The 22,503-nt window shown below is 64.8% G+C and carries 18 protein-coding genes; 8 read left to right on the top strand and 10 right to left on the bottom strand.

Annotation, left to right across the window (positions count from 1 at the left end):
* Window positions 1-15 precede the first annotated feature (15 nt).
* Complete coding sequence (locus ACNJX9_RS21270) at window positions 16-657, top strand: hypothetical protein (RefSeq protein ID WP_439404050.1); 642 nt, start codon at window positions 16-18, stop codon at window positions 655-657.
* Between the two features lie 256 nt (window positions 658-913).
* Window positions 914-2,110 carry an acetylornithine transaminase gene (locus tag ACNJX9_RS21265; protein ID WP_439404049.1) on the top strand — a complete coding sequence of 399 codons (1,197 nt, stop codon included), beginning with the start codon at window positions 914-916 and terminating at the stop codon, window positions 2,108-2,110.
* A gap of 92 nt (window positions 2,111-2,202) precedes the next feature.
* Here ACNJX9_RS21265 and ACNJX9_RS21260 read toward each other — a convergent pair whose 3' ends face one another.
* From ACNJX9_RS21260 to pcsA, 3 genes are all read right to left on the bottom strand, one after another.
* Window positions 2,203-3,177: a quinone oxidoreductase family protein gene (locus tag ACNJX9_RS21260; RefSeq protein WP_057755270.1), complete on the bottom strand. Its 975-nt coding sequence runs from the start codon at window positions 3,175-3,177 to the stop codon at window positions 2,203-2,205.
* A 75-nt stretch (window positions 3,178-3,252) separates the two neighbouring features.
* Complete coding sequence (locus tag ACNJX9_RS21255; protein ID WP_271601255.1) at window positions 3,253-3,981, bottom strand: TerC family protein; 729 nt, start codon at window positions 3,979-3,981, stop codon at window positions 3,253-3,255.
* Window positions 3,978-4,703 (bottom strand): phosphatidylcholine synthase, encoded by a 726-nt coding sequence (gene pcsA / locus ACNJX9_RS21250; protein ID WP_057756694.1) that lies wholly within the window; start codon window positions 4,701-4,703, stop codon window positions 3,978-3,980. Before pcsA ends, ACNJX9_RS21255 begins: the two co-directional genes overlap by 4 nt.
* 140 nt (window positions 4,704-4,843) lie before the next feature.
* Between pcsA and ACNJX9_RS21245 the strand changes: the two genes are divergently transcribed.
* Window positions 4,844-6,028 carry a UbiH/UbiF family hydroxylase gene (locus tag ACNJX9_RS21245; RefSeq protein WP_439404048.1) on the top strand — a complete coding sequence of 395 codons (1,185 nt, stop codon included), beginning with the start codon at window positions 4,844-4,846 and terminating at the stop codon, window positions 6,026-6,028.
* Window positions 6,029-6,046: 18 nt separating this feature from the next.
* Here the strand turns inward: ACNJX9_RS21245 and ACNJX9_RS21240 are convergent, their stop codons facing one another.
* Window positions 6,047-7,000, bottom strand: coding sequence for an AEC family transporter (locus ACNJX9_RS21240; protein WP_439404047.1), 954 nt, complete (start codon window positions 6,998-7,000; stop codon window positions 6,047-6,049).
* A gap of 107 nt (window positions 7,001-7,107) precedes the next feature.
* Between ACNJX9_RS21240 and hspQ the strand changes: the two genes are divergently transcribed.
* The gene (gene hspQ, locus ACNJX9_RS21235; RefSeq protein ID WP_057755286.1) at window positions 7,108-7,440 is read left to right on the top strand and encodes a heat shock protein HspQ; all 333 of its coding nucleotides are present in this window, start codon (window positions 7,108-7,110) and stop codon (window positions 7,438-7,440) included.
* Between the two features lie 95 nt (window positions 7,441-7,535).
* On the opposite strand, the gene ACNJX9_RS21230 is transcribed toward hspQ, so the two are convergent.
* Window positions 7,536-8,357, bottom strand: a complete 822-nt coding sequence (locus ACNJX9_RS21230; protein WP_057755288.1) for an invasion associated locus B family protein — start codon at window positions 8,355-8,357, stop codon at window positions 7,536-7,538.
* Window positions 8,358-8,616: 259 nt separating this feature from the next.
* Here ACNJX9_RS21230 and ACNJX9_RS21225 point away from each other — a divergent pair, with 259 nt between their 5' ends.
* The 3 genes from ACNJX9_RS21225 (at window position 8,617) to ACNJX9_RS21215 (ending at window position 13,277) form a co-directional block, all read left to right on the top strand.
* Complete coding sequence (locus ACNJX9_RS21225; RefSeq protein WP_439404046.1) at window positions 8,617-10,461, top strand: extracellular solute-binding protein; 1,845 nt, start codon at window positions 8,617-8,619, stop codon at window positions 10,459-10,461.
* 4 nt (window positions 10,462-10,465) lie between these two features.
* Entirely contained in the window at window positions 10,466-11,968 is a 1,503-nt protein-coding gene (locus ACNJX9_RS21220) for an AMP-binding protein (RefSeq protein WP_439404045.1), read from the top strand.
* Between the two features lie 85 nt (window positions 11,969-12,053).
* Window positions 12,054-13,277, top strand: coding sequence for a GGDEF domain-containing protein (locus ACNJX9_RS21215; protein WP_439404044.1), 1,224 nt, complete (start codon window positions 12,054-12,056; stop codon window positions 13,275-13,277).
* 189 nt (window positions 13,278-13,466) lie between these two features.
* On the opposite strand, the gene ACNJX9_RS21210 is transcribed toward ACNJX9_RS21215, so the two are convergent.
* From ACNJX9_RS21210 to ACNJX9_RS21195, 4 genes are all read right to left on the bottom strand, one after another.
* Window positions 13,467-13,637 carry a hypothetical protein gene (locus tag ACNJX9_RS21210; protein WP_439404043.1) on the bottom strand — a complete coding sequence of 57 codons (171 nt, stop codon included), beginning with the start codon at window positions 13,635-13,637 and terminating at the stop codon, window positions 13,467-13,469.
* Between the two features lie 335 nt (window positions 13,638-13,972).
* Entirely contained in the window at window positions 13,973-15,103 is a 1,131-nt protein-coding gene (locus tag ACNJX9_RS21205; protein WP_439410095.1) for an acyl-CoA desaturase, read from the bottom strand.
* 297 nt (window positions 15,104-15,400) lie between these two features.
* Complete coding sequence (gene mfd, locus ACNJX9_RS21200; protein ID WP_439404042.1) at window positions 15,401-18,919, bottom strand: transcription-repair coupling factor; 3,519 nt, start codon at window positions 18,917-18,919, stop codon at window positions 15,401-15,403.
* Window positions 18,916-19,206, bottom strand: coding sequence for a succinate dehydrogenase assembly factor 2 (locus tag ACNJX9_RS21195; protein WP_057755405.1), 291 nt, complete (start codon window positions 19,204-19,206; stop codon window positions 18,916-18,918). The genes mfd and ACNJX9_RS21195 overlap by 4 nt, the downstream gene beginning before the upstream one ends.
* Window positions 19,207-19,463: 257 nt before the next feature.
* On the opposite strand from ACNJX9_RS21195, the gene recG reads away from it, so the two are divergent.
* A complete protein-coding gene (gene recG, locus ACNJX9_RS21190) occupies window positions 19,464-21,572 on the top strand; it encodes an ATP-dependent DNA helicase RecG (RefSeq protein ID WP_439404041.1) in 2,109 nt (702 codons plus the stop codon).
* On the opposite strand, the gene panE is transcribed toward recG, so the two are convergent.
* Window positions 21,569-22,498 carry a 2-dehydropantoate 2-reductase gene (panE, locus tag ACNJX9_RS21185; protein WP_439404040.1) on the bottom strand — a complete coding sequence of 310 codons (930 nt, stop codon included), beginning with the start codon at window positions 22,496-22,498 and terminating at the stop codon, window positions 21,569-21,571. The two genes, recG and panE, sit on opposite strands and share 4 nt — an antisense overlap.
* Between the last annotated feature and the right edge of the window lie 5 nt (window positions 22,499-22,503).

Raw genomic sequence — 22,503 nt, 5'->3', positions numbered from 1 at the left:
CGAGCGAGGATTTTGATGAGCCGCCTCCCGGACATGCTGCGCACGCAGCGCTTCGACGATTACCGCTTCTACCACCAGAGCACCGTCAATCAGACGCTGCACCTGTTCAGCGCGATCATCTTCCTGGCTTGCTATGCGCTGCTGTTCAGGGATCCCGCGCTCGCCGGTTTGGTCGGCTGGCTCGCGATGCTGACGCGGCAGACCGGGCATTTCTTCTTCGAGCCGAACGGCTATGACGCGGTCAACGACGTCAGCAATGAATACAAGGAGGCCGTGAAGGTCGGCTACAACCAGACCCGCAAGATCATCCTCTTGCTGGTCTGGGGCAGCGCGCCGATTGCGCTGTATGCATACCCGAGGCTGTTCGGCCTGTTTGCTGCACCGGTCGATCGCCTCGACTTCATCCGCCATGTCGGCGTGCTCTGGCTCGCGATCGGCGTCGGTGGCGCCCTGGCGCGCATGCTGCAGCTGTTCGTAGCGCGCGGCGTCGCGACGGGACTGGTGTGGGGCTTCAAGGTGCTGACCGATCCCTTCCACAACATCGCGCTCTACTGGAATTCGCCGCTCAAGCTGATGCGCGGCGAGCTGATCGACAGCGCGATTGCCGATGCGAACTGGGGCGACGAGGCACCCGAGGAAGCCGCGCATCCGACCTGAGCGATGCAGGCCAGCCAAAACGACCGGCTTGACAGACCTGTCCTTCGGCTGTACGGACGCGCCCCATGATCAAGTCTCGGACCCACCGCCGCGCAGCTTTCCGTCGTCGCTCCAGCGACGATGATGGGTTGCGCCATGTCCGACGACGCTGCTGAACCAGTCATTCAGCTTCAGTTTTCGAGAAGGCCGCACCCGCAAAGTGCGGCCTTCCTGCTTTTTGCGTCCCGTTTTCAACCCGCTTCCAGAGGAGCTCGACATGACCACCGCCACCCATCCGTATGACGCGCTGATGGACATCACTGCACGGCCCAAGGCCGTGTTCGTGCGCGGCGCCGGCTCATACCTCTGGGACGACAGCCGCAAGCGCTATCTCGATTTCGTGCAGGGCTGGGCCGTCAACTGCCTCGGCCACTCCCCGCCAGCGGTTGCGGATGCGCTCGCCTCGCAGGCCAAGCGGCTGCTGACGCCGAGCCCGGCCTTCTACAACGAGCCGAGCCTCAAACTCGCGAATGCGCTGGTCGAGACCAGCGCATTCGGCCAGGTGTTCTTTGCCAATTCCGGCGCCGAGGCCAATGAGGGCGCGATCAAGCTCGCGCGCAAATATGGCAGCCTCTACAAAGGCGGCGCGTTCGAGATCATCAGCTTCGAAGGCGGCTTCCACGGCCGCACGCTGGCGACGATGTCGGCTTCCGGCAAGAAGGCGTTCGAGCCGCTGTTCGAGCCGAAAGTATCAGGCTTCAAGAAGGCGAAGCTGAACGATATCGCCTCGGTCGAGACGCTGATCAACGGCAACACCGTGGCCGTGATGCTGGAGCCGATCCAGGGCGAGTCAGGCGTGTGGCCGGCGACCGATCAGTTCCTGCGGGAGCTGCGCGCGCTGACCGAAGCGCACGGCCTGCTGCTCATCCTTGACGAGATCCAGACCGGCATGGGCCGGACCGGAAAGCTCTTCCATTACGAGCACACGGGCATCGCGCCTGACATCATGACGCTCGGCAAGGGCATCGGCGGCGGGGTGCCGCTCGCGGCGCTGCTTGCGACCGAACGCGCCTCCTGCTTCGAGCACGGCGACCAGGGCGGCACCTTCAACGGCAATCCGGTGATGTGCGCGGCCGGGCTCGCGGTGCTGGAACAGGTCAGCAAGCCGGACTTCCTGAAGCAGGTGACCGAGACCGGCTTGCTGCTCGAAAGCGAGCTGCAAAAAGTCTCGGTGCGGCACGGCCTCGGCGGCGTGCGCGGCCGCGGCCTGTTGCTCGCGCTCGACCTCAAGCTGCCGATCGCACCCGGCATCGTTGCGCAGGCGTTCGAGGCCGGCGTGCTGCTCAACGCACCGCAGCTCGACACGTTGCGCTTCATGCCGGCGCTGAACGTCACGAAAGCTGAGATCGCCGAGATGATCGGTTGTCTCGACGAGATCCTGACCAAGGCCGGTGCGGCGCGACGGGTGGCGTGAGACAGATCATCATTCCCGGGCGGTCCGCAGGACCGAGCCCGGAATCCCGAGGTTCCGGGTTCGATGCTTCGCATCGACCCGGAACGACGAGCTCACGGCTTCAGGATCGACGCGCCCGTCGTCTTGCGGCTTTCCAGATCGATATGCGCCTTCGCCGCGTCCTTCAGCGCATAGGCGTGGTTGATCGGCACGTGCAGCTTGCCGTTGATGACGGCGGAGAACAGCGTATCGGCGCCTTCCAGCAGCTCCTTGCGCGTGCCGATATAGTCGTTGAGCTTCGGCCGGGTCGCAAACAGCGAGCCGTGATTGTTCAGCTCCGCGATCGAGAACGGCGGCACCGGGCCTGAGGCGTTGCCGAACGAGACGAACATGCCGCGCGGCTTCAGGCACGACAACGAGCCCGGGAAGGTCGATTTGCCGACGCCGTCATAGACGACGTCGCAGCCCTCGTTGCGGCTGATCTGCTTGACGCGCGCGACGAAGTCTTCCTCGTTATAGAGGATGACGTGATCGCAGCCATTGGCCTCCGCGAGCTCGGCCTTTTCGCGCGAGCCCACCGTGCCGATGACATGCGCGCCGAGCGCCCTCGCCCATTGGCAAGCGAGCAAGCCGATGCCGCCGGCAGCGGCATGGATCAGCACGCGGTGATGCGGCTCGACCTTGAAGGTCTTGTGCAGCAGATACCAGACGGTCAGGCCCTTCAGCATCAGCACGGCGCCCTGCTCGTGGGTGATGTGATCGGGCAGCTTGACCAGCCTCTCCCAGGGGATGTTGCGCTCGCTCGTGTATGCGCCGAGATTATGGTAGTAGGCGACGCGATCGCCGGGATGAAAATTGGTCACGCCCGGGCCGACGGCGACGACCTCGCCCGAGGCCTCGTTGCCCGGGATGAAGGGCAGTGCCGGCGCCTTGTAGAGGCCGGTGCGATAGTAGACGTCGATGAAGTTCAGGCCGACCGCGTGCTGGCGGATGCGCACCTCGCCGGGTCCCGGCGCCGGCAGCTCGACGCTCTCATAGACCAGCGCTTCGGGGCCTCCGACCTTGTGCACACGGACCGCTTTGGTCATCACCTGACCTCCTCTTCGCATCGGCCAGCGAAAGACATCACGCCCGCCTTGTCAACTCGCCCCAGAGTGGAACGGTTACGGCTTGCCGGCCTTCCTGCGGTTGCGCTTGGCCAGCACGTTGAAGAATTCCACCGCCGCCGAGAACGCAATTGCGAAATAGATGTAGCCGCGCGGAATGTGGAATTTGAATCCGTCCGCAACCAGGGCGACGCCGATCAGCACCAGAAATGCCAGGGCCAGCATTTTGGTGGTCGGATGTTCGGCGACGAATCGCGCCACGGGTCCTGAGGAAATGTACATGATCAGGCAGGCGATCACGACGGCCGCAATCATGATCTCGAGGTCCTGGGCCATGCCGATCGCGGTGATGATCGAGTCAAGCGAGAACACGATGTCGATGATGACGATCTGGACGATCACCCAGAAGAAGGCGCTGCCGGCGGACTTGCCCTCGCCCTCCTCCTCGTCGGCGTCGACTTCAGCATGGATCTCGTGCGTCGCCTTCGCGATCAGGAACAGGCCGCCGCCGATCAGGATGAGGTCGCGCCAGGAGAAGTCGTAGCCTTGAAGCGAGAACACCGGCGCGGTCAGGCCGATCAGCCAGACCAGCACGCTGAGCAGGATGATGCGGAAGACCAGCGCCAGCGCCAGCCCGATCTGGCGGGCGCGACGGGCCTGCGGTTCGGGAATGCGCGAGACGATCACCGACAGGAAGATGACGTTATCGATGCCGAGCACGATCTCGAGCGAGGTCAGGGTGAGCAGCGCTGCCCAGGCCTCGGGGCTGGTTAACAGATGCATCATTCGAACGATCTCACAAGGCGGATCAAGGCGTCGCTGAATGCGATCCAGAACGCGATCGCGCAGAGCGCCACCGTCACGCCGGTGCCGACACGGAAATCCATCTCCAGCACGTAGAAGGCGAGCACGCCCCACAGCACGATCAGCGACATCGTCAGCCAGCGCAGTCGCACGACGCGAACCGGATGCAGCACATGGAACGGCACGAAGGTCAGCACCACCAGCGCCGCGACCAGCAGCGTCGACGACAGTGGCGGCCAGTGCAGCAGGAACAAATAGAACGCCGCTGCATTCCACAGTGCCGGAAAGCCGCGGAAATGATTGTCGTCCGCCTTCATGCGCAGATCGGCGAAATAGAGCGCGCTGGTGACGATGATGGCGATCCCGAGCAAGGGCGCCGCAACCGGCAGCAGCATGCCGCTCGCAACGATCGCATAGGCCGGCACAAAGACATAGGTGACGAAATCGACCACGAGGTCGAGCACGTCGCCGGACCAGTTCGGCTGCACGGTCTTGACGTCGAGCAGGCGCGCGATCGGCCCGTCGATGGCGTCGATGATCAGGGCAACGCCAAGCCAACCGAACATCGCGGCCCAATGCTCGCGCACGGCCTCGAGCATCGCGAGCAACGCGATCGCCGCGCCGAAGGCGGTGAAGATGTGCACCGAAAACGCCGCGGCACGGACCACCGGCGTCGGCTTGAGCGAATCCTCTTGGCTGTCCATCTGGGTTTCCATGACTTCTGCTACCAGAACGGGACCGGTTTGCACATCCGCCAGCGCGGCATTGCGCCGCGCAACCAGTCATAAAACGCGGCAAAATAGGTGGGCTTGAATTTGCCGCAGGGCGTGTCAAATGTCGTTCCATGACAGACGCATCGACACTTTTTGACGCAAGCGTCATCGGCGGTGGGCCGGCCGGCCTTGCCGCGGCAATTGCGCTCGCGCAGCGAGGAGCGCGCACCGCGCTGGTCGCCCGGCGCCTGCCCTATGCCGACAACAGGACCACCGCGCTGCTCGGTGCCTCCGTCGACCTGCTGGAGAGCCTCGACGTCTGGCCCCGCTGTAGTGACAAGGCCGCGGCGCTCGAGGTCATGCGCCTCGTCGACGACACTGGCCGCCTGTTCCGCGCGCCGGAGGTCCGATTCTCCTGTCACGAGATCGGGCTCGACGCCTTCGGCTACAACATCGACAACCGCTCACTGATGCTGGCGCTCGAAGCGCGCGCGGCCGAGCTCTCCAATCTCGTTCGTTTCGATGACGAAGCCGAGAGCGTCGTCATCGAAGCCGATGACGTCGCGATCCGCACGGCTGGCGGACAGTTTCTAGCCGCCCGGCTCGTGGTCGGCGCCGACGGCCGGCATTCGCTGTGCCGGGAGGCCGCCGGCATTGCGATGACGAGGCGCGAACTCACGCAAACCGCCCTGACCTTCAACGTCGGTCATATCAGGCCACACCGGAACGTGTCGACCGAGTTCCACACACCCCGCGGCCCCTGCGTGTTTGTGCCCCTGCCCGGCAACCGCTCCAGCGTGGTCTGGGTCTCCGCCCCCGCCGAGGCCGAGCGGCTTCGCGCCCTCGGCGACGATGATCTCTCCGCCGCGATCGAGAAGCAGTCGCATTCCATCCTCGGCCGCATGACGGTCGAGCCGGGCCGCAATCTGTTTCCACTGGCGATCGAGCGGCCGCAATCCTTCGCCCGCGACCGCATCGCGCTGGTCGGCGAAGCCGCCCATGTGGTTCCTCCGATCGGCGCCCAGGGCCTCAATCTCGGCCTGCGCGATGCGGCCGACATCGCCAGGCTCGCCGGCGAGGCCATCGCATCAGGACAGGACCCGGGCGCGAATGAGGTGCTCAGGCGTTACGACCGGGCGCGGCGGCCTGACATTCTGAGCCGGACCTTTGCGATCGACATCGCCAATCGCTCGCTGCTCAACGACTTCCTGCCGCTCCAGCCCATCCGCGCCGTCGGCATGCATTTGCTGGGTGCCATCGGGCCGCTCCGCCGGTTCGCCATGCGCGAAGGGCTGACGCCGACGTGGCGCAAATGACTTGGCGGCGATAGCTGTCTACGGAAACACCAACCGTCCCGTCTGCAGCAGCCACATCACGCTGGTCAGCGTGACCACCGACGCGAACGTGCCGAGCAGCACGGCGACGGACGCGGATTCGATCCAGGCATCGTTTTGCCTGGCAATCACGAACACATTCAGCGCCGGCGGCAGCGAGGCCATCAGGACGGCGGTGGCGGCCCAGGGCTGCGCGAACGGGCCGAACGCCAGCATCAGGCCGAACGCGGCGAGCGGATGGATCAGGAGCTTGACCGCGATCACACCCGGCACCTCCCAGGGCACGCGATCGAACGGCCGGAGCGCTACCGTCACGCCGAGCACGAACAGCGCGGTCGGCGCCGCCGCGTTCTGAAGGAAGGTAATGGTGCGGTCGAGCGCGACCGGCAACTCGATATGCAACGCGGCGACAGCGGCGCCAAAACACGCCGACATGATCAGCGGGTTGAGCACGATCTGTTTCAGCACCACGCCGAAGGCGTGGATGATCGAGGGATGGTCGCGGTCTGACAGCTCGATCAGAAGCGGCACGATCGTGAACAGGAAGATGCTGTCGCAGCAGAAGATCAGCGCGGTCGGCGCCGCCGCCTTTGACCCGAGCACGGCGAGCGCAAGCCCCGGCCCCATATAGCCGATATTGCCGTAACCGCCGGAGAGGCCGGCGAGCGTCGCCTCACGCAGCGTCAGCTTCCCGAGCACCTTGCCGACCACCAGCGCGATGGTGAACGCCGCCACCGTCGACAGCGTGGTCGCCACCAGGAACGGCGGGTTGTTCAACTCCGAGAACGGGGTCTTCGACATGATCGCGAACAGCAGCGCGGGCAATGAGACGTAGAGCAGGAAGAAGTTCATCCATGCGAGCCCCGATTCCGGCAGCGACTTGACCTTGCCGCAGGCAAAACCAACGAAGATCAGGCCGAAATAAGGTAGCGCCAGATTGAGGATATCGGCCATTGATGAAGTGTTTTCTGAAGGCTTGGGGGCTATCCGCCCCTTAACGGTAGGTTAATTCCACCTTTAGGCCACTAGCATCGGCCACAATCCTGGTCTATCGACGGAGGATGATTAAAGCGCGGACAGCCAAATTCCAGATCGGACAGGTCGTGCGCCACCGGATCTTCTCGTTCCGGGGGGTGATCTTCGATATCGATCCGGAATTCAACAACACCCAGGAGTGGTGGCTGTCGATCCCCGAAGAGGTTCGGCCCCACAAGGATCAGCCGTTCTACCATCTGCTCGCGGAGAACGCGGAGTCCGAGTACGTCGCCTATGTCTCCGAGCAGAACCTCCTGCCCGACGACTCCGGCGAGCCGATCCGGCATTCCCAGGTGGCCGAGATCTTCATCAAGAACAAGGATGGCGGTTACCGCCCGCGCAATCCGTCGCTGAACTGACCTTCCCTTTTCCTGACCCGAATTCGGCCGGCAAGCGGCCAGCAAAAAAGGCGCCCGATCGGGCGCCTTTTTCATGTCCGGGATTCGATCCCCGATTACTTCTGAGCGGCCGGAGCTGCGCCGGGTGCGCCACCCTGCTGCTCAAGCTTCTTGCGCTGCTCTTCGGCCTTCTTCTGAAGCTCTTCCTGCAGCTTCTTCTGGGTTTCCTCGAACACCTTCGGATCGGTCGGCGGACCGTCATAGGCCTTCTGGAATTCACCGGTGAGCGGCAGCGGCAGGGTCAGCGGCGCGCCGTTGGCGTTGATCGCCTGCACCACGAGGTTCTGGCCCTTCTTCAGGTTGGCAATCAGGTCGGGCGTTGCCTCGTAGTCCGACATACAGCCGTTCTGGAAGCAGATCACATACGGGCTCTGCAGCGGCGGGTTGTTGTCGACGATGATGCGGGTCCCGTGCACGAGCTGCATGCCGAGCGGCAGCGTCACGCGCAGGATCTTCTTCGGCTCGCCTTCCGGCTCGATGATCACAGCAGCGATGACCGGCTGGCCTGATTCGATGCGACCGTCCTTGCCGGTGAAGCAGACCTGCTTGGCGTTGGCATCCTGGCCCTTGAGACAGAACTTGGTCCAGGGCGCGTAGATCAGCTGGATCTGCTGATCGGCGGGCTGGCCACCCTGCGCTGCCGGGGCGCCCTGCTGGGCCGGAGCCTGCTGGGCCTGGGGAGCCGGCGCGGGCGCCGGGGCCGGAGCAGCCTTGGGGGCAGCCTTCGGAGCGGCTTTCGGGGCAGCCTTGGGCGCGCCCGGGGCCGGTGCGGGGGTCTGGGCTTCGGCGGCAAACGGCATGGCCAATGCCGTCGCCGTCAACAGAGCGAGAACTCGCCCGCGCGGCCGGACGGACGCGGCCAAATAACGGAAATTCATTGCAGAAAACCCTTTCTGAACGGGAAGTGCCCGAACCGCTCCGAAGCACCGAACCAAGCCGCCTTGGGCGCGGCTCTCTCCCCGTCAATTGAGGCGGATAAGTGACGGGTTCGGCGCTCTTGCGCGATTGCGTGCCTTCTTAACGTGGTCGACGGAAAGATCAATGCCGACAAGCGTCTTTGGCCACATCCGACTGGGCGCCCAGTGAAATCCCTGTGATAGGATTCGCCCACACCACCCCTCGAATCAACGTGTCCGAATGTTCATGTTCCAGCGCCTGCTCGAGGGGCCCGGTCTCCGTCTTTCAAGCCTCGCCGTGATCCTCAGCGTCGGCCTGATTGCAAGCGCTGGCCACGCCGAGGAGGCGCACGCGATCGCCATGCACGGCAAGCCGGCGCTGCCGGCTGATTTCACCCACATGCCCTACGCCAATCCCGACGCCCCCAAGGGCGGCCGGCTGACCTGGGGCATTCTCGGCACGTTCGACAGTCTCAATCCGTTCATCGTGAAGGGATTGGCGGTGCAGCCGATCCGCGCCTACGTGGTCGAAAGCCTGCTGGCGCGCGGCCAGGACGAGCCGTTCACGCTCTACGGCCTGCTCGCCAAATCGGTCGAGACCGATGACGAGCGGAGCTACGTCACATTCCACATCGATCCCCGTGCCCGGTTCTCCGACGGCAAGCCGGTCACCGCCGTGGACGTGCTGTTCTCCTGGCAGCTGCTGCGCGACCACGGCCGTCCCAACCTCCGGCAGTACTATTCCAAGGTCGCCAAGGCGGAGGCACCCGATCCCCTCACCGTCCGCTTCGATCTCACCGGGGCCAACGACCGCGAGATACCGCTGATCCTCGGGTTGATGCCAATCCTGCCGAAGCACGCAGTCGACGTCGCGACCTTCGAGGAGACGACGCTGTCAGGGCCGATCGCCTCCGGCCCCTACCGCGTCACGGCGGTGAAACCCGGCGCCAGCGTGACCCTCACACGCAATCCCGATTATTGGGGCCGCGATCTCCCTGTCAATCGCGGGCTGTTCAATTTCGACGAGATCCGGCTCGACTATTATCGCGAAGCCAACGGCCAGTTCGAAGCGTTCAAGCGCGGCCTCTATGATTTCCGCGTCGAGAACGAACCGTTGCGCTGGCACGACGGCTATGACTTTCCCGCTGCCAAAAGCGGCGAGGTGATCCGCGATACCTTCAAGCCGGGCGTACCGCAGCCCTCTGAATTCCTGGTGTTCAACACGCGGCGCCCTGTCTTCGCCGACATCCGTGTGCGCCAGGCGCTGACGCTGTTGTTCGATTTCGAGCTGGTCAACCGCAACTATTTCTTCTCGCTCTATTCGCGCGTCGCCGGCTATTTTGCCGGCTCCGAGCTCTCGGCCTATGCGCGGCCCGCGGATGCGCACGAGCGCGCGCTGCTGAAGCCCTTCGCCGCGCAGATCCCCCAAGACATCATGGATGGCAGCTATCGTCTGCCCGTCACCGACGGCTCGGGCCGCGACCGCACGACGCTGCGTGCGGCGCTGAAGCTGCTGTCGGACGCCGGCTACGATCTCGATGGCACCGTGCTCCGCAACCGCCAGACAAAAGCGCACTTCACCTTCGAGATGCTGGTGACGACCCGCGACCAGGAGCGCATCGCGCTCGCGTTCCAGCGCGACCTCAAGCGTGCCGGCATCGATGTGAGCGTCCGCGCGGTCGACCCGGTGCAATTCGACCAGCGCCGATTGTCCTACGAGTTCGACATGATCCAGAACCGCTGGGACCAGTCGCTGTCGCCCGGCAACGAGCAGTATTTCTATTGGGGCAGCGCCGCCGCCGACAATCCGGGGACCCGCAACTACATGGGCGCGAGGAATCCCGCGGTCGATGCCATGATCAAGGCCCTGCTCGAGGCCCGTGATCATACGGATTTCGTCGATGCGGTGCGGGCGCTCGACCGCGCCTTGATGGCGGGCTTCTACACAATCCCCCTCTTTAACGTATCCGAGCAATGGATCGCGCGCTGGAATCGGATAGAACGGCCACAAGCCACCGCGCTCTCAGGCTATTTGCTGGAGAGCTGGTGGTCCAAGGGTGAGCCTCAAGCCAGTCCAGCGAAGTGACGCCGTGAACCAGCCAACCGTATCACCGACGCTCGACACGCTGTTCCAGCGGACGCTGATGCGGCAGCCGCACGCGCCCGCGTTGCTCGACCCCCTCAACAAGTCCCGCATCACCGGTCACCAGCCGCGGCGGATGACCTACGCCGAGGCCGACACCGCCATCGAGGCGCTGTCGGCGCATTTCGTCGAATCGGGCCTGCCGGCCAATTCGGTGGTCGCAATCCAGTTGCCCTCGACCGTCGAGTTCGTGCTGACGGTGCTCGCCGCTCATCGCGCCGGCCTCGTCGTGGCCGTGCTGCCATTGCTGTGGCGACAGGCGGAACTGGCGGCCGCGCTCAACCGCACGGCGGCGCGCGCCATCGTCACCATGAGCAAGGTCGACAGCGTCAGCTATGCCGATCTCGCGATGCACGCAGCCGCCGAGGCGTTCTCGATTCGCCACGTGTACGGCTTCGGCACTGATTTGCCCGAAGGCATGGCCTCTCTCGACGAGGTGCTGGCGCGGCCGCCCGGCACCACCCGCGCCGTGATCCAGGACGGCCGCAAGGCGGCAATGATCTCCTTCGATGTCACGGCGGAAGGCTTCCGCCCGGTGCCGCGGCCACATTTCAGCCTGATCGCGGGCGGGCTCGCGATGTCGCTGGAAGCCGACATCAAGCAGGGCGCGACCGTGATGTCGGCCTTTATGCCGATGTCGTTCGCGGGTCTCGCCTCCTCGCTCGCGGTGTGGCTGCTCTGCGGCGGCACGCTGGCGCTGCACCATCCGTTCGAGAGCGAGGTGCTGGAGCAGCAGGTCAACGAGCACGCCTGCGACGTGCTGATCGCGCCGGCCCAGCTCGCCCTGCGCCTCGGCGATTCCGGTCTGGCGGCGCGGATGCCGACCTTGCGCAACGTCATCGGTCTCTGGCGCGCGCCGGAGCAGGTGGCGGCGAGCGAGGCCTGGATCGCGCCGCATGCGCCGCTCACGGATGTCTATCTGTTCGGCGAGGCAGGGCTGTTCGGCGCCAGGCGCGGCGAGGATGGCGTGCCCGTCGCGGTGATGCCCGGCCCGCACGGCGCCCCGCGCGAACAGTCCGGCTCCTCGATCGCGGGCGAGATCCTGCTGACGCCGAAGGGCACGCTCGGCCTGCGCGGCCCGATGGTGCCGATCGCGGCCTATGCGCCGCCGCATCCGGTCGGCGAGACGCTGACGGCACAGCCGCCGCGCGACTATGTCGACACCGGCTACGCCGCCCGGATCGACCGCGCCTGCGGTGCGATCTGCATCACCGCGCCGCCATCGGGCATCATGGCAGTCGGCGGCTATCGCTTCCTGTCCAACGACCTGCAGGAATGGGCGCGGCGGCTCGGCCAGGGCGCGCTGCTGACAGCCCTGCCCGACCGGCTCTCGGGTCACCGGCTGGCGGGCCGGGCCCAGGACAATGCGAGGGCCCGCGAGGCGCTCAGTGAACTCGGGCTTAACCCTCTGATGGTTGAGGCTTTTCGCGATCGCTCCGGCCCGGTTTGAGAGCAGTTTTGCCGGGAACATTGACGCCGCATTAAGGCGGCCGGACTAGATTGCGCAGCATCGATTGCGTGATCCGAGTTTCCTGATGTCCCAGGCGGGCCCGATCCTCTTTGTGTCCAATTCCGAGCGCCCGGCCTTCGTTGCGGCGCTGGACGAGGCGCGTCTGTTTCCTGTTGTCGACAGCGATTGGGCGAGCGCCTCGCGCGCGGTCGAGGAGGTGCAGCCGGCCGCCGTCCTTGCGGCGATGTCCGGCGGGCACGAGCCGTACATGCCCCTGCTCGCGAAGAAAATCGCCGATCAGCCGCTCTATCTGCCGATGGTCGCGCTGGATGCGCCAGGCGCGCTGCCCCACAATGCGCTGCCTTTCGCCACACGCAGCAATGCCGCCGAGCGCCTGATCGCGCGCCTGCGCGCCGCCATCCGCGTCCGCACGCTGCACGCCACCGTGCTGCGCCGCCTGCCGGAAGTGAGGGTCGCGATGCCCGAGGCCGATCCGGTGCGCGATGCCATCGTGCTCCTGATAGGTCGCGGCGCCGCCTACCCCGCGCTATCGGTTGCGCTCGGCGAACGCACCGGCGTCGTCGGCGCGCTCTCGATCGAGGCTGCCGCCAAGCATCTCAATACGCGTGAGATCGACGGTGTGGTTCTGTCCGACGGTTTCACCCCCCGCGTCACCGACGCCTTTCTCACGGTGCTCGCGGAGGATACGCGCTTCCGCAACCTGCCTGTTGTCGTCACCGCGCACCAGCTCACGCAGAGCTACGACCTGCCCAATCTCGAGCTGATCCCGGGCGAGCCCGCCAAGATCGCCGCCAACGCGCTGCCCCTGATCCGCCAGCACGCCATGGCGGCGCAACTGAGCCGCACGCTGCGCTCGATCGATGCCGGCGGCTGGCTCGATCCGCGCAGCGGCCTGTTGACGGTAGAAGCCTTCGCGCGCGATTTCGCCAAGGCTGTGGAGCAGACGCTCGCCCGCGGGGGCGGCCTGTCGGTCGCGCGCTTCGCCTTCGATCCCGGTAATCCGCGCGCGCAGCTCGATGCTGCTCGGATCCTCAGCCGGCTGATGCGGCAGATGGACTTTGGCACGGCGCAGAAGGACGGCTCTGTGATCGTGGTGTTCGCCGAGACCGACTTCCGCACGGCGCACATGATCGCCCGCCGGCTGTCGGCGGTGATGAAGCACACGTCGAACGGCAAGCACGAAATGCGCAGCGATCCCGTGGTATCGGTGGATTCGCTGTCGCCGTCGGATACGGCAAGGTCGCTGCTGGCACGGCTGTCGGCGGATGCATCAAGGGCGGCGTCGTAGTTTTTGCCGCACCTGATTTTACGGATCACCCATTCATAGGACCGTGGGCTGCCCATGAGATCCCACAGAATCTGAAAATCAACCCCATGCAAAGTACCGTCAATGGCTAGAGGCGAGATGCTGCGGATTTTACGAAATGCATTTGACCCGTCGGGCAAAACAGCAGTATAGTGGCATCATCGAAACAGGTCAGTCGGCCCGCACGGAGAAATCCGCTGCGGGCTTTTTCATTTTGCCCAGGAGAAATAGCGTGCCGACAATTGAGAAAAAGCCTCTACCGCCGATCGGCTCCGGGTCTGTCACGATCAATCCGTCAGACAAGGAGACATCACCAGTCGCGCGCGCGACGTCATCGATCACTACGTGTCTGGCAAGGGCACCAAAGCGCTGATGTCATGAACCGATTGACAATGTTCCCCATATGTTCCAAAACACGTCTGGAACAACCTTTGGCTGAAAAGACGTATGACAGTTAGATGCGCCTCAATGTCTTGGCCTGCGGCGCAATCCGTAAAATTCGCAACTGCATCATGGCTGGGGCTCTGCTCATGGCGTCAGCCGCCTGCGCAAAGGATTACAGAATGGACTACGGCATTGTGTGGGAATCCAGGCGGAGATTCTTACGCCGCCTTTTGCGCGAACTGCGCGTCTCCCAATTCTAGAGGAACGCCACCTCCAAAAGAAATATCGGCGCGCTAAACGCGCCCCCTGGACTTAGCGTTGGTCGCCAAAGCTGGAGCGGGCGCGGCCAGGAGAAACCCGACGGAGTCGTTGAGGAGCTCGTAGGCGCGGTCGACGATGTCGTCCAGGGAGATCGTCTTGGCGAACATGCGCTGTGCTTCGGCCAGCAACTGATCGCGGGTCGGCATGCTGGACAGGCGCAAATCGGCCTGATGCTGCAACTGGCTGAGCGTGTCCCGGACCGACAATTCAGTCTCGTGGATGGACGTTCTGATCGCATGCGCGATGTGCTCGGGGTTGAAGCGGGCGGCGAGCTGCTCGGCCGCCTGCTTGACCACCCGTGATCCCAGCCGATGCTCATTGCGCAGAACCTGACTGGGCGGCATCTTCATGTCCCTGACAATGCCGAGCCAGGACAACGCCACCAGCACATAATAAGTGAGATCGATCTCATACCAGTGGAAACCCTGCCGCGCGCTGGCCTGATAGGCGTGATGGTTGTTGTGCCATCCCTCGCCCATCGTCAGCAAAGCAAGCAGCCAATTGTTGCGGGAGTCATCGCCGGTCACATATCGCTTGCGCCCGTGAACATGCGCGAGCGAGTTGATGCAGAACGTGGCGTGATAGAGCAGCACCGTGCTCCAGAGGAATCCGACCACGAGCCCCGACCATCCGGCAACAAGGAAGCACAACGCGGCGAGCACGACGGAAGGCAACAGCTCCAGCCGGTGCAGCCACATCAACTCCGGATACGAGGCCAGATCTGCGACCTTCACCAGGTCGGTCGCATCATGCTGCCGGTAAAAGATCCAGCCGACATGGCTGAACACAAACCCCTTGTGCCGGGGTGAATGTACATCCTGCACTGTGTCCGAATGCAGATGATGATGGCGGTGCTTGGCGGCCCACCACAGCACGCTCTTCTGGGCGCTGCTCTGGGCAAGGAAGGCCAGGATGAACTGGAACGCCCGGCTCGTTGCGTAGGATCGATGCGAGAAGTACCGGTGATATCCGCCGGTGATCCCGAACATGCGCACCCAATACAAAGCGGCGCACATTGCAATCGCCTGCCACGTGATGCCGGACCAGATCGCAGCAACGCATCCCGCGTGAATCAAGACGAACGGCAGCACCTGCGGATACATGACATCGTCGTGGCCGTGCTCCGTTTCCTGCTCTGATTCCCGGTTCGAACCGGCATTGATAGACACGCGCGCGACCTCGACTGTTTCGACGTGCGGGCCAACCCGCAAACCGGTGTAAAAAAAACCGCGGCCGGTAAACCAGTCGCGGATCGACGGATACGGTACGCAGGACTCAGTTAGCGAATTCGGAATCTGGCGGCTGCTTCGTCATTCCGCAAGTGGCCCTATGTCACTGTTTTCAGCCTTGGCGCGGCGCAGCCTATATCATGGTGCGCCGCCTCCGCAATAATACGGACGCTACGCCGCCTTCTTGCTCGTCGCGAGCTGCGCCAATTGCCGCATGATTTCCGTCGTGCCGGCAAGCCGCTCTTCCGGCGTCTCCCAATCCTGCAGGAACACCACCTTCATGTCGGGCCGTACCTTGGCGGCCTGGCCGTGGCTCTTGATGAACGACACCAGGCGATCGGGATAGGCGAAGGAATTGTCGCGGAAGGTGATGACGGCGCCCTTCGGGCCGGCATCGATCTTCTCGACATTGGCGTTTCGGCAGAACGCCTTGATCGCGGCAACCTTGAAGAGATAGCGCACCTCGTCCGGCAGCACGCCGAAACGATCGCGCATTTCGGCGCCAAAGTTCTCGATCTCCTCCTCGCTGTCGAGATCGGCGAGGCGCCGGTACAGCGACAGGCGCACCGAGAGATCGCCGACATAGTCCTCCGGAATGAGCACGGGCATGCCGATGGTGATGGTCGGCGACCAGCGATCGGCGGCGGGCTCGGACACGCCGGCCTTGAGGTTGACGATCGCCTCCTCCAGCATCGATTGATAGAGCTCGAAGCCGACCTCCTTGATGTGGCCGGACTGCTCTTCACCGAGCAGGTTGCCGGCGCCGCGGATATCAAGGTCGTGCGAAGCGAGCTGGAAGCCGGCGCCCAATGTCTCCAGCGACTGCAGCACGGTGAGGCGGCGCTCGGCCTGCGCGGTGATCTTCTGCTGCGACGGCAGCGTGAACAGCGCATAGGCCCGCAGCTTGGAGCGGCCGACGCGGCCGCGCAGCTGATAGAGCTGGGCAAGGCCGAACATGTCCGCGCGATGCACGATCAGCGTGTTCGCGTTGGGAATGTCGAGGCCGGATTCGACGATCGTGGTCGAGAGCAGGATGTCGAACTTGCCGTCGTAGAACGCGGTCATGATGTCCTCGATCACGGCGGGCGGCATCTGGCCGTGCGCGACCGCGACCTTCATCTCCGGCACGTTCTTGTCGAGGAAATCCTTCACCTCGGCGAGATCGTCGATGCGCGGCACCACGTAGAACGCCTGGCCGCCGCGATAACGCTCGCGCAGCAGCGCCTCGCGGATCATCAGTGGATCGTGCGGGGCAACGAAGGTGCGGACCGCAAGGCGATCGACCGGCGGCGAAGCGATGATCGAGAGCTCGCGCACGCCGGTGAGCGCCAGCTGCAGCGTGCGCGGAATCGGGGTTGCCGACAGCGTCAGCACGTGCACCTCGGAACGCAGCGCCTTCAGCCGCTCCTTGTGGGTGACGCCGAAATGCTGCTCCTCGTCGACGATGACGAGGCCGAGATCGCGGAACTTGATCGCCTTGCCGAGCAGCGCATGGGTGCCGACGACGATGTCGACCGAGCCGTCGGCGATGCCCTTCTTGACCTGGTTCAGCTCCTTGGTCGGGATCAGGCGCGAGGCCTGCGCCACGTTGACCGGAAAGCCCTTGAAGCGCTCGGTGAAGGTCTTGGCGTGCTGGCGCGCCAATAGCGTGGTCGGCACCACGACCGCGACCTGCTTGCCTTCGAGCGCGACGGCGAACGCCGCGCGCAAGGCAACCTCGGTCTTGCCGAAGCCGACGTCGCCGCAGATCAACCGGTCCATCGGACGGCCGAGCTCGAGATCCTTGAGGGTGGATTCGATGGCGCCGAGCTGGTCCTCGGTCTCGTCATAGGGGAAGCGCGCGCAGAACTCGTCATAGAGGCCCTGCTGCACCGGCAGCTTCGGCGCCTCGTGCAGATGGCGCGCGGCGGCGATCTTGATCAGCTCGCCCGCGATCTCGCGGATGCGGTTCTTGAGCTTCGCCTTGCGGGTCTGCCAGCCGGAACCGCCGAGGCGATCGAGCTCGACATCGGTCTGGTCGGAGCCGTAGCGTGACAAGAGCTCGATGTTCTCGACCGGCAGGAACAGCTTTGTGTCGGCGGCATAATGCAGCTCGAGACAATCATGCGGCGCGCCGGCGACATCCAGCGTCTGCAGGCCGATGAAGCGGCCAATGCCGTGGTCGACGTGGACGACGATGTCGCCGGCGGTGAGGCTCGTGACTTCCGAGATGAAATTGTCGAGCTTGCGGCTGGCCTTGCGCGGCCGCACCAGGCGGTCGCCCAGAATGTCCTGCTCGCTGATGACGGCGATCTCGTCGGTCTCGAAGCCGCTCTCAAGGCCAAGCACGGCGAGCATGGTCTCGTTGCGGGGCGTCGCCTGCACCGTGCGCCAGGAATTGACACTGGTGGTGTGCGTCAGCTTGTGGTCGCGCAGCATCGAGGTCATGCGGTCGCGCGAGCCTTCGCTCCACAGCGCGATCACGACCTTCTTGCGCTGGGCCTGCAAGGCCATGACATGAGCGACGACTGACTCGAAAACGTTGACCTTGGAGTCGTTACGTTCTGGTGCAAAATCGCGGCCCTTGCGCGCGCCTGCATCGACGACGCTGGTGCCGTCGGCAGGCACCGAGAATGCCGTCAGCCGGATCAGCGGCATGTCGCGTTCGCGCTTGCCCCATTCCTCCTCGGTCAGATAGAGCCTATCAGGTGGCAGCGGCTTGTAGATGGCGCCCCCGCCGGGATGCTCCATCGCATCGCGGCGCGCCTCGTAATAGTCCTGGATCTGCTTGAAGCGCTCGCGGACAGCGTCCTCGGCCTGCGGCTCGATCGCGACGGCGGCACCTTGCAGATAGTCGAACAGCGTGTCCATCCGGTCCTGGAACAGCGGCAGCCAGTGCTCCATGCCGGGATGGCGGCGGCCTTCGCTGACCGCTTCATACAGCGCATCATCGCGCTCGGGCGCGCCGAATTCGGCGACATAGCCCATGCGGAAGCGGCGGATCGTGTCGGTGACGAGCTGGAATTCCGAGATCGGCACCAGATCGAGCGAGCGCATGTCCAGCAGCGTGCGCTGGGTCTCGGCATCGAAGGACCGGATCGATTCCAGGCTGTCGCCGAAGAAGTCGAAGCGAACAGGCTGATCGAGGCCGGCCGGAAACAGATCGAGGATGCCGCCGCGCACGGCATATTCGCCGGGCTCACGCACGGTCGACGACCTGACGTAGCCATTGTGCTCGAGCCAGGCGACGATGGTGTCCATCGGCACGACGTTGCCGGGCGCAACCGACAGCGCCTGCGCCGCAACCAGCTCGCGCGCAGGCACGCGCTGCACGACGGCGTTCACCGTTGTCAGCACGATCAGCGGCTTGTCGCTGCCGGTGAGCGCGGCGAGCCGGGCCAGCGTGGTCAGGCGCTGCGCCAGAATGCCGCCGTGCGGCGAGACGCGGTCATAAGGCTGGCAGTCCCAGGCCGGAAAGGTCAGCACCGGCAGGTCGGGCGCGAAGAATTGCAGCGCGCGTTCGAGCTGCTGCATCCGCCCGCCGTCGCGGCAGACCACCGCGAGGCTGACAGCCGGCTGCTTCGGCCGTGCCGCGATGGCGCGCGCCAGATCCGAGACGATGAGGCCTTCGGCCCCCTCGGCGACATTGGCAAGCGTCAGCGCGCGGCCGGGCGTAAGCAGCTCGGCCGGTGATTTCATTCCTTGCTTCATACGTTGCCGTCCGCGATCGGATAGGCCTTGATGCGGGCGAACAGCGCGCCGGTGACATCTTCTGGCAGCAGCTTGTCACCGGTGATGGCGGCATAGAGATCGGGATCGTTGACCTCGAGCAGGGTCTCGAGCTCGGTCAGCTCCGCGTCCGTGAGGTTGCCGATCTCGGCATCCGCGAAGCGGCCGAGGATCAGGTCCATCTCGCGCGTGCCGCGGTGCCAGCAGCGGAACAGAAGCCGCTTGCGGCGATCGTCCAGCCCGTCGCTCGATCGTGTCGTTCCCGTCATGTCTCAAATCCAGTCAAACGCCGAAAGCCCGGACGTGCCGGGCCGGGGTGATATAGCCATTGGAACTGGCTGTGTCAGCCCTTTGTTATTGCAATTGTTTGGAGACCGTCATTGCCGGGCTTGACCCGGCAATCCATCGTCATTGAAAGATGGATGCGCGGGTCCCAGCTCCGCCAAAGGCTTCGCCGGGCTTTCGATCTTGGGCCGGCGAAGCCCTAGCGAAGACGGCAAGCCCGCGCATGACGAATGTTGCGAGAATGCGCCCCAGCCTGCTCAATCCGCTGTTTGCTCCCGTGACCAGCCTGCCCGGCGTCGGTCCGAAGCAGGACAAGCTGCTGCAATATCTGCTCAGCCGGAGCGAGACGCCGCGGCTGGTCGACCTGCTCCTGCATCTGCCGAGCCAGGTCATCGACCGCCGGGCGCGGCCGAAGATCCGCGAGGCCAGCGTTGGAACCATGGTGACGCTGGAGGTCACCGTCGACCGTCACCGCCCGCCTCCGCCGCGCAATGCGCGCGCGCCGTATCTCGTCTACGCCAGCGACGATACCGGCGACGTCGTGCTGACGTTCTTCCGTGCCAAGCCCGGCTATGTCGAAAAGCTGCTGCCCGTGGGCGAAAAGCGCTACGTCTCCGGCACGCTGCAGATGTATGACGGCATCCCGCAGATCGTCCATCCCGACCGCGTGCTGGACGAGGAAGCGATCGCAAAACTCTCCGGGATCGATCCCGTCTATCCGCTCACCGAGGGTCTCGCGCTCGGCTCGCTCCGCCGCGCCATTGCGCAGGCCTTGCAGAAGCTTCCGGCCTTGCCGGAATGGATCAGCCCGGATGTGCTGCGCCGCTGCAATTTCCCGCCCGTGACCGAAGCGCTCCATCGCGTGCACCAGCCGGTCGAGTTGACGGACATCCTGCCCGATCAGCGCTTCTGGTCGCGCCTGGCCTTCGACGAGTTGCTGGCCGGCCAGCTCGCGCTCGCTCTGATCCGCGCGCAGCTGCGGCGGCCTGCCGGCGTGCGCAACGCCGGCGATGGGCATCTGCGCCACAAGATCATCGACGCCCTGCCCTACGCGTTGACACCTTCCCAGCGCAATGCCGCCGCGGCCATCGCCGACGACCTGAAGCAGCCCGTGCGCATGCTGCGTCTGCTCCAGGGCGACGTCGGCTCGGGCAAGACGGTGGTGGCCCTGCTGGCCGCCGCGGCCGTTGCCGAGGTCGGCAAGCAGGCCGCGTTGATGGCCCCGACGGAAATTCTCGCGCGCCAGCACATCAAGACCATTGCGCCGCTGGCCGAGCGCGCCGGCATGCGGGTGGCGATCCTCACCGGCCGCGAAAAAGGCAAGGAGCGGCGCGAGATCATGACCCAGCTCGCCGACGGCGAGATCGACCTGCTCGTCGGCACCCATGCGCTGATCCAGGACGACGTCGTCTTCCATGGTCTGGCCCTCGCCATCGTCGATGAGCAGCACCGCTTTGGCGTCCGCGAGCGGTTGGCGCTGACGTCAAAGGGCGAAGCCGTCGACGTTCTCGTGCTGAGCGCAACGCCGATCCCGCGCACGCTGGTCCTCACCTATTTCGGCGACATGGACATCAGCGAGCTCCGCGAAAAACCCGCCGGCCGCCAGCCGATCGACACCCGCGCGGTCGCCATGAGCCGGCTCGGTGAGGTCATGGATGGCGTCGGCCGCGCGCTCGACTCCGGTAAGCTGGTCTACTGGATCTGCCCGCTCGTCGAGGAATCCGAGGCCGAGGGCACCGAGCATCTCACCAACGCAACGAAACGTTTCGACAGCCTGCAAAAGCGTTTCGGCGATCGCGTCGGTCTGGTTCATGGCCAGATGAAGGGCACCGAGAAGGATCGTGTCATGGGCCAGTTCGCAGCCCACGAGATCGGCCTTCTGGTCGCGACCACCGTCGTCGAGGTTGGTGTCGACGTGCCGGCCGCCACCATCATGGTGATCGAGAATGCCGAGCGCTTTGGCCTTGCCCAGCTGCACCAGCTGCGCGGCCGCATCGGCCGCGGCTCGGAGGCCTCGACCTGCATTTTGCTTTACAGCGAGCCGCTCGGCGAAATGTCGAAGGCGCGGCTGAGAGTGATCCGTGAGACCACCGACGGCTTTCGCATCGCCGAGGAAGACCTGAAACTCCGCGGCGAAGGCGACGTGCTGGGCGTCCGCCAGAGCGGCCTGCCCGGCTATCGCATCGCGCGCTCGGAGGTGCACGGCCAGTTCATCACGCAGGCCAGAGACGAGGCGCTGCGCATCATGAAGGCCGATCCGAAACTGAAGGGCGAGCGCGGCGAAGCGCTGCGCTGTCTGCTGTATCTCTATGAACGGGACGAGGCGATCCCGCTGATCGGGGCGGGTTAGCTCGCCGCTCGCCGCCGTCCGACTTCATAGGCCGCCACGTGGGCTCGCGCCAGATCCAGCAGCGGCGTGTCGACATTCAGCTTGCGGGCCCGGTTGGCCATATCGCCCAGGATATGCTCGGACTCGGTGATCGAGCCGCGCTCGATGTCGCGCAGCATCGAAGCCTTGAGCGGCGAGTCCAGGGTCGTGAACAGTTTTCGGTCAAACTCGATGAACGGGGCGCGCGGCTCGAAACCCGAGGCGGTCGCAACAGTGCAGCATTCCGCGAACAGGCGGAAGATCGATTGCTCGCCGTTCGGGACAGCCAGGATGTCGCCGATGCTGGCGCGCATCAGGCAGGTAACGCCGGCGAGCGTCGAGAGCTGGACGAACTTCTCCCACATGTCCTGCATGATCGCTTCGCTGGCGCGCACGTCGATCCCAGGGACCTGGAACAGCTTCTCCAGGGCAAGGGTGCGCTCACTCAGCGAACCCCCGGTTTCACCGAAGACGATGGTCTGATTGGCCATGAACTGAACGACACGGCCATCCACATCGAGCCCGGCGCTGACATTGGCGAGCCCACCGAGAACGCGCTCGCCACCGAACCGCGCCGTCAGGGCGTCGATGTGTTTCAGCCCGTTCAGGATCGGCAGTATCATCGTGCTCGGGCCAACGGCCGGGGCAAACTGGCTCATGGCGTCGTCGAGCGAATAGGCCTTCACGCCGAGGAGCACGACGTCGAAGGGCTCGCTGAGCTCGTTCGCCATCAGGATCTTCGGCTGCACGGCAAAGTCGCCGTGCGGGCTTTTGATCCGCAATCCATCCCGCCGCAATTGCTCGGCGCGCCCGGCCCGCACCAGAAAGGTCACGTCGGCGCCCGCTCGGACCAGGCAAGCTCCGTAATAGCCTCCGAGCGCTCCTGCGCCGATCACCAGCACTCTCATCTGAA

Source organism: Bradyrhizobium sp. BLXBL-03, from assembly GCF_051853015.1.
Taxonomy (GTDB): Bacteria; Pseudomonadota; Alphaproteobacteria; order Rhizobiales; family Xanthobacteraceae; genus Bradyrhizobium; species Bradyrhizobium manausense.
The sequence above is the reverse complement of the archived record's forward strand: the minus strand, read 5'-3'. Positions and strand labels throughout refer to the sequence as shown.

Bases quoted from the DNA above. Each gene is read 5' to 3' on its own strand.
- ACNJX9_RS21270 (WP_439404050.1), top strand. From the start codon at position 16: ATGAGCCGCCTCCCGGACATGCTGCGCACGCAGCGCTTCGACGATTAC.
- ACNJX9_RS21265 (WP_439404049.1), top strand. From the start codon at position 914: ATGACCACCGCCACCCATCCGTATGACGCGCTGATGGACATCACTGCA.
- ACNJX9_RS21260 (WP_057755270.1), bottom strand. From the start codon at position 3,177: ATGACCAAAGCGGTCCGTGTGCACAAGGTCGGAGGCCCCGAAGCGCTG.
- ACNJX9_RS21255 (WP_271601255.1), bottom strand. From the start codon at position 3,981: ATGATGCATCTGTTAACCAGCCCCGAGGCCTGGGCAGCGCTGCTCACC.
- pcsA (WP_057756694.1), bottom strand. From the start codon at position 4,703: ATGGACAGCCAAGAGGATTCGCTCAAGCCGACGCCGGTGGTCCGTGCC.
- ACNJX9_RS21245 (WP_439404048.1), top strand. From the start codon at position 4,844: ATGACAGACGCATCGACACTTTTTGACGCAAGCGTCATCGGCGGTGGG.
- ACNJX9_RS21240 (WP_439404047.1), bottom strand. From the start codon at position 7,000: ATGGCCGATATCCTCAATCTGGCGCTACCTTATTTCGGCCTGATCTTC.
- hspQ (WP_057755286.1), top strand. From the start codon at position 7,108: ATGATTAAAGCGCGGACAGCCAAATTCCAGATCGGACAGGTCGTGCGC.
- ACNJX9_RS21230 (WP_057755288.1), bottom strand. From the start codon at position 8,357: ATGAATTTCCGTTATTTGGCCGCGTCCGTCCGGCCGCGCGGGCGAGTT.
- ACNJX9_RS21225 (WP_439404046.1), top strand. From the start codon at position 8,617: ATGTTCATGTTCCAGCGCCTGCTCGAGGGGCCCGGTCTCCGTCTTTCA.
- ACNJX9_RS21215 (WP_439404044.1), top strand. From the start codon at position 12,054: ATGTCCCAGGCGGGCCCGATCCTCTTTGTGTCCAATTCCGAGCGCCCG.
- ACNJX9_RS21205 (WP_439410095.1), bottom strand. From the start codon at position 15,103: ATGTATCCGCAGGTGCTGCCGTTCGTCTTGATTCACGCGGGATGCGTT.
- mfd (WP_439404042.1), bottom strand. From the start codon at position 18,919: ATGAAGCAAGGAATGAAATCACCGGCCGAGCTGCTTACGCCCGGCCGC.
- ACNJX9_RS21195 (WP_057755405.1), bottom strand. From the start codon at position 19,206: ATGACGGGAACGACACGATCGAGCGACGGGCTGGACGATCGCCGCAAG.
- recG (WP_439404041.1), top strand. From the start codon at position 19,464: ATGCGCCCCAGCCTGCTCAATCCGCTGTTTGCTCCCGTGACCAGCCTG.
- panE (WP_439404040.1), bottom strand. From the start codon at position 22,498: ATGAGAGTGCTGGTGATCGGCGCAGGAGCGCTCGGAGGCTATTACGGA.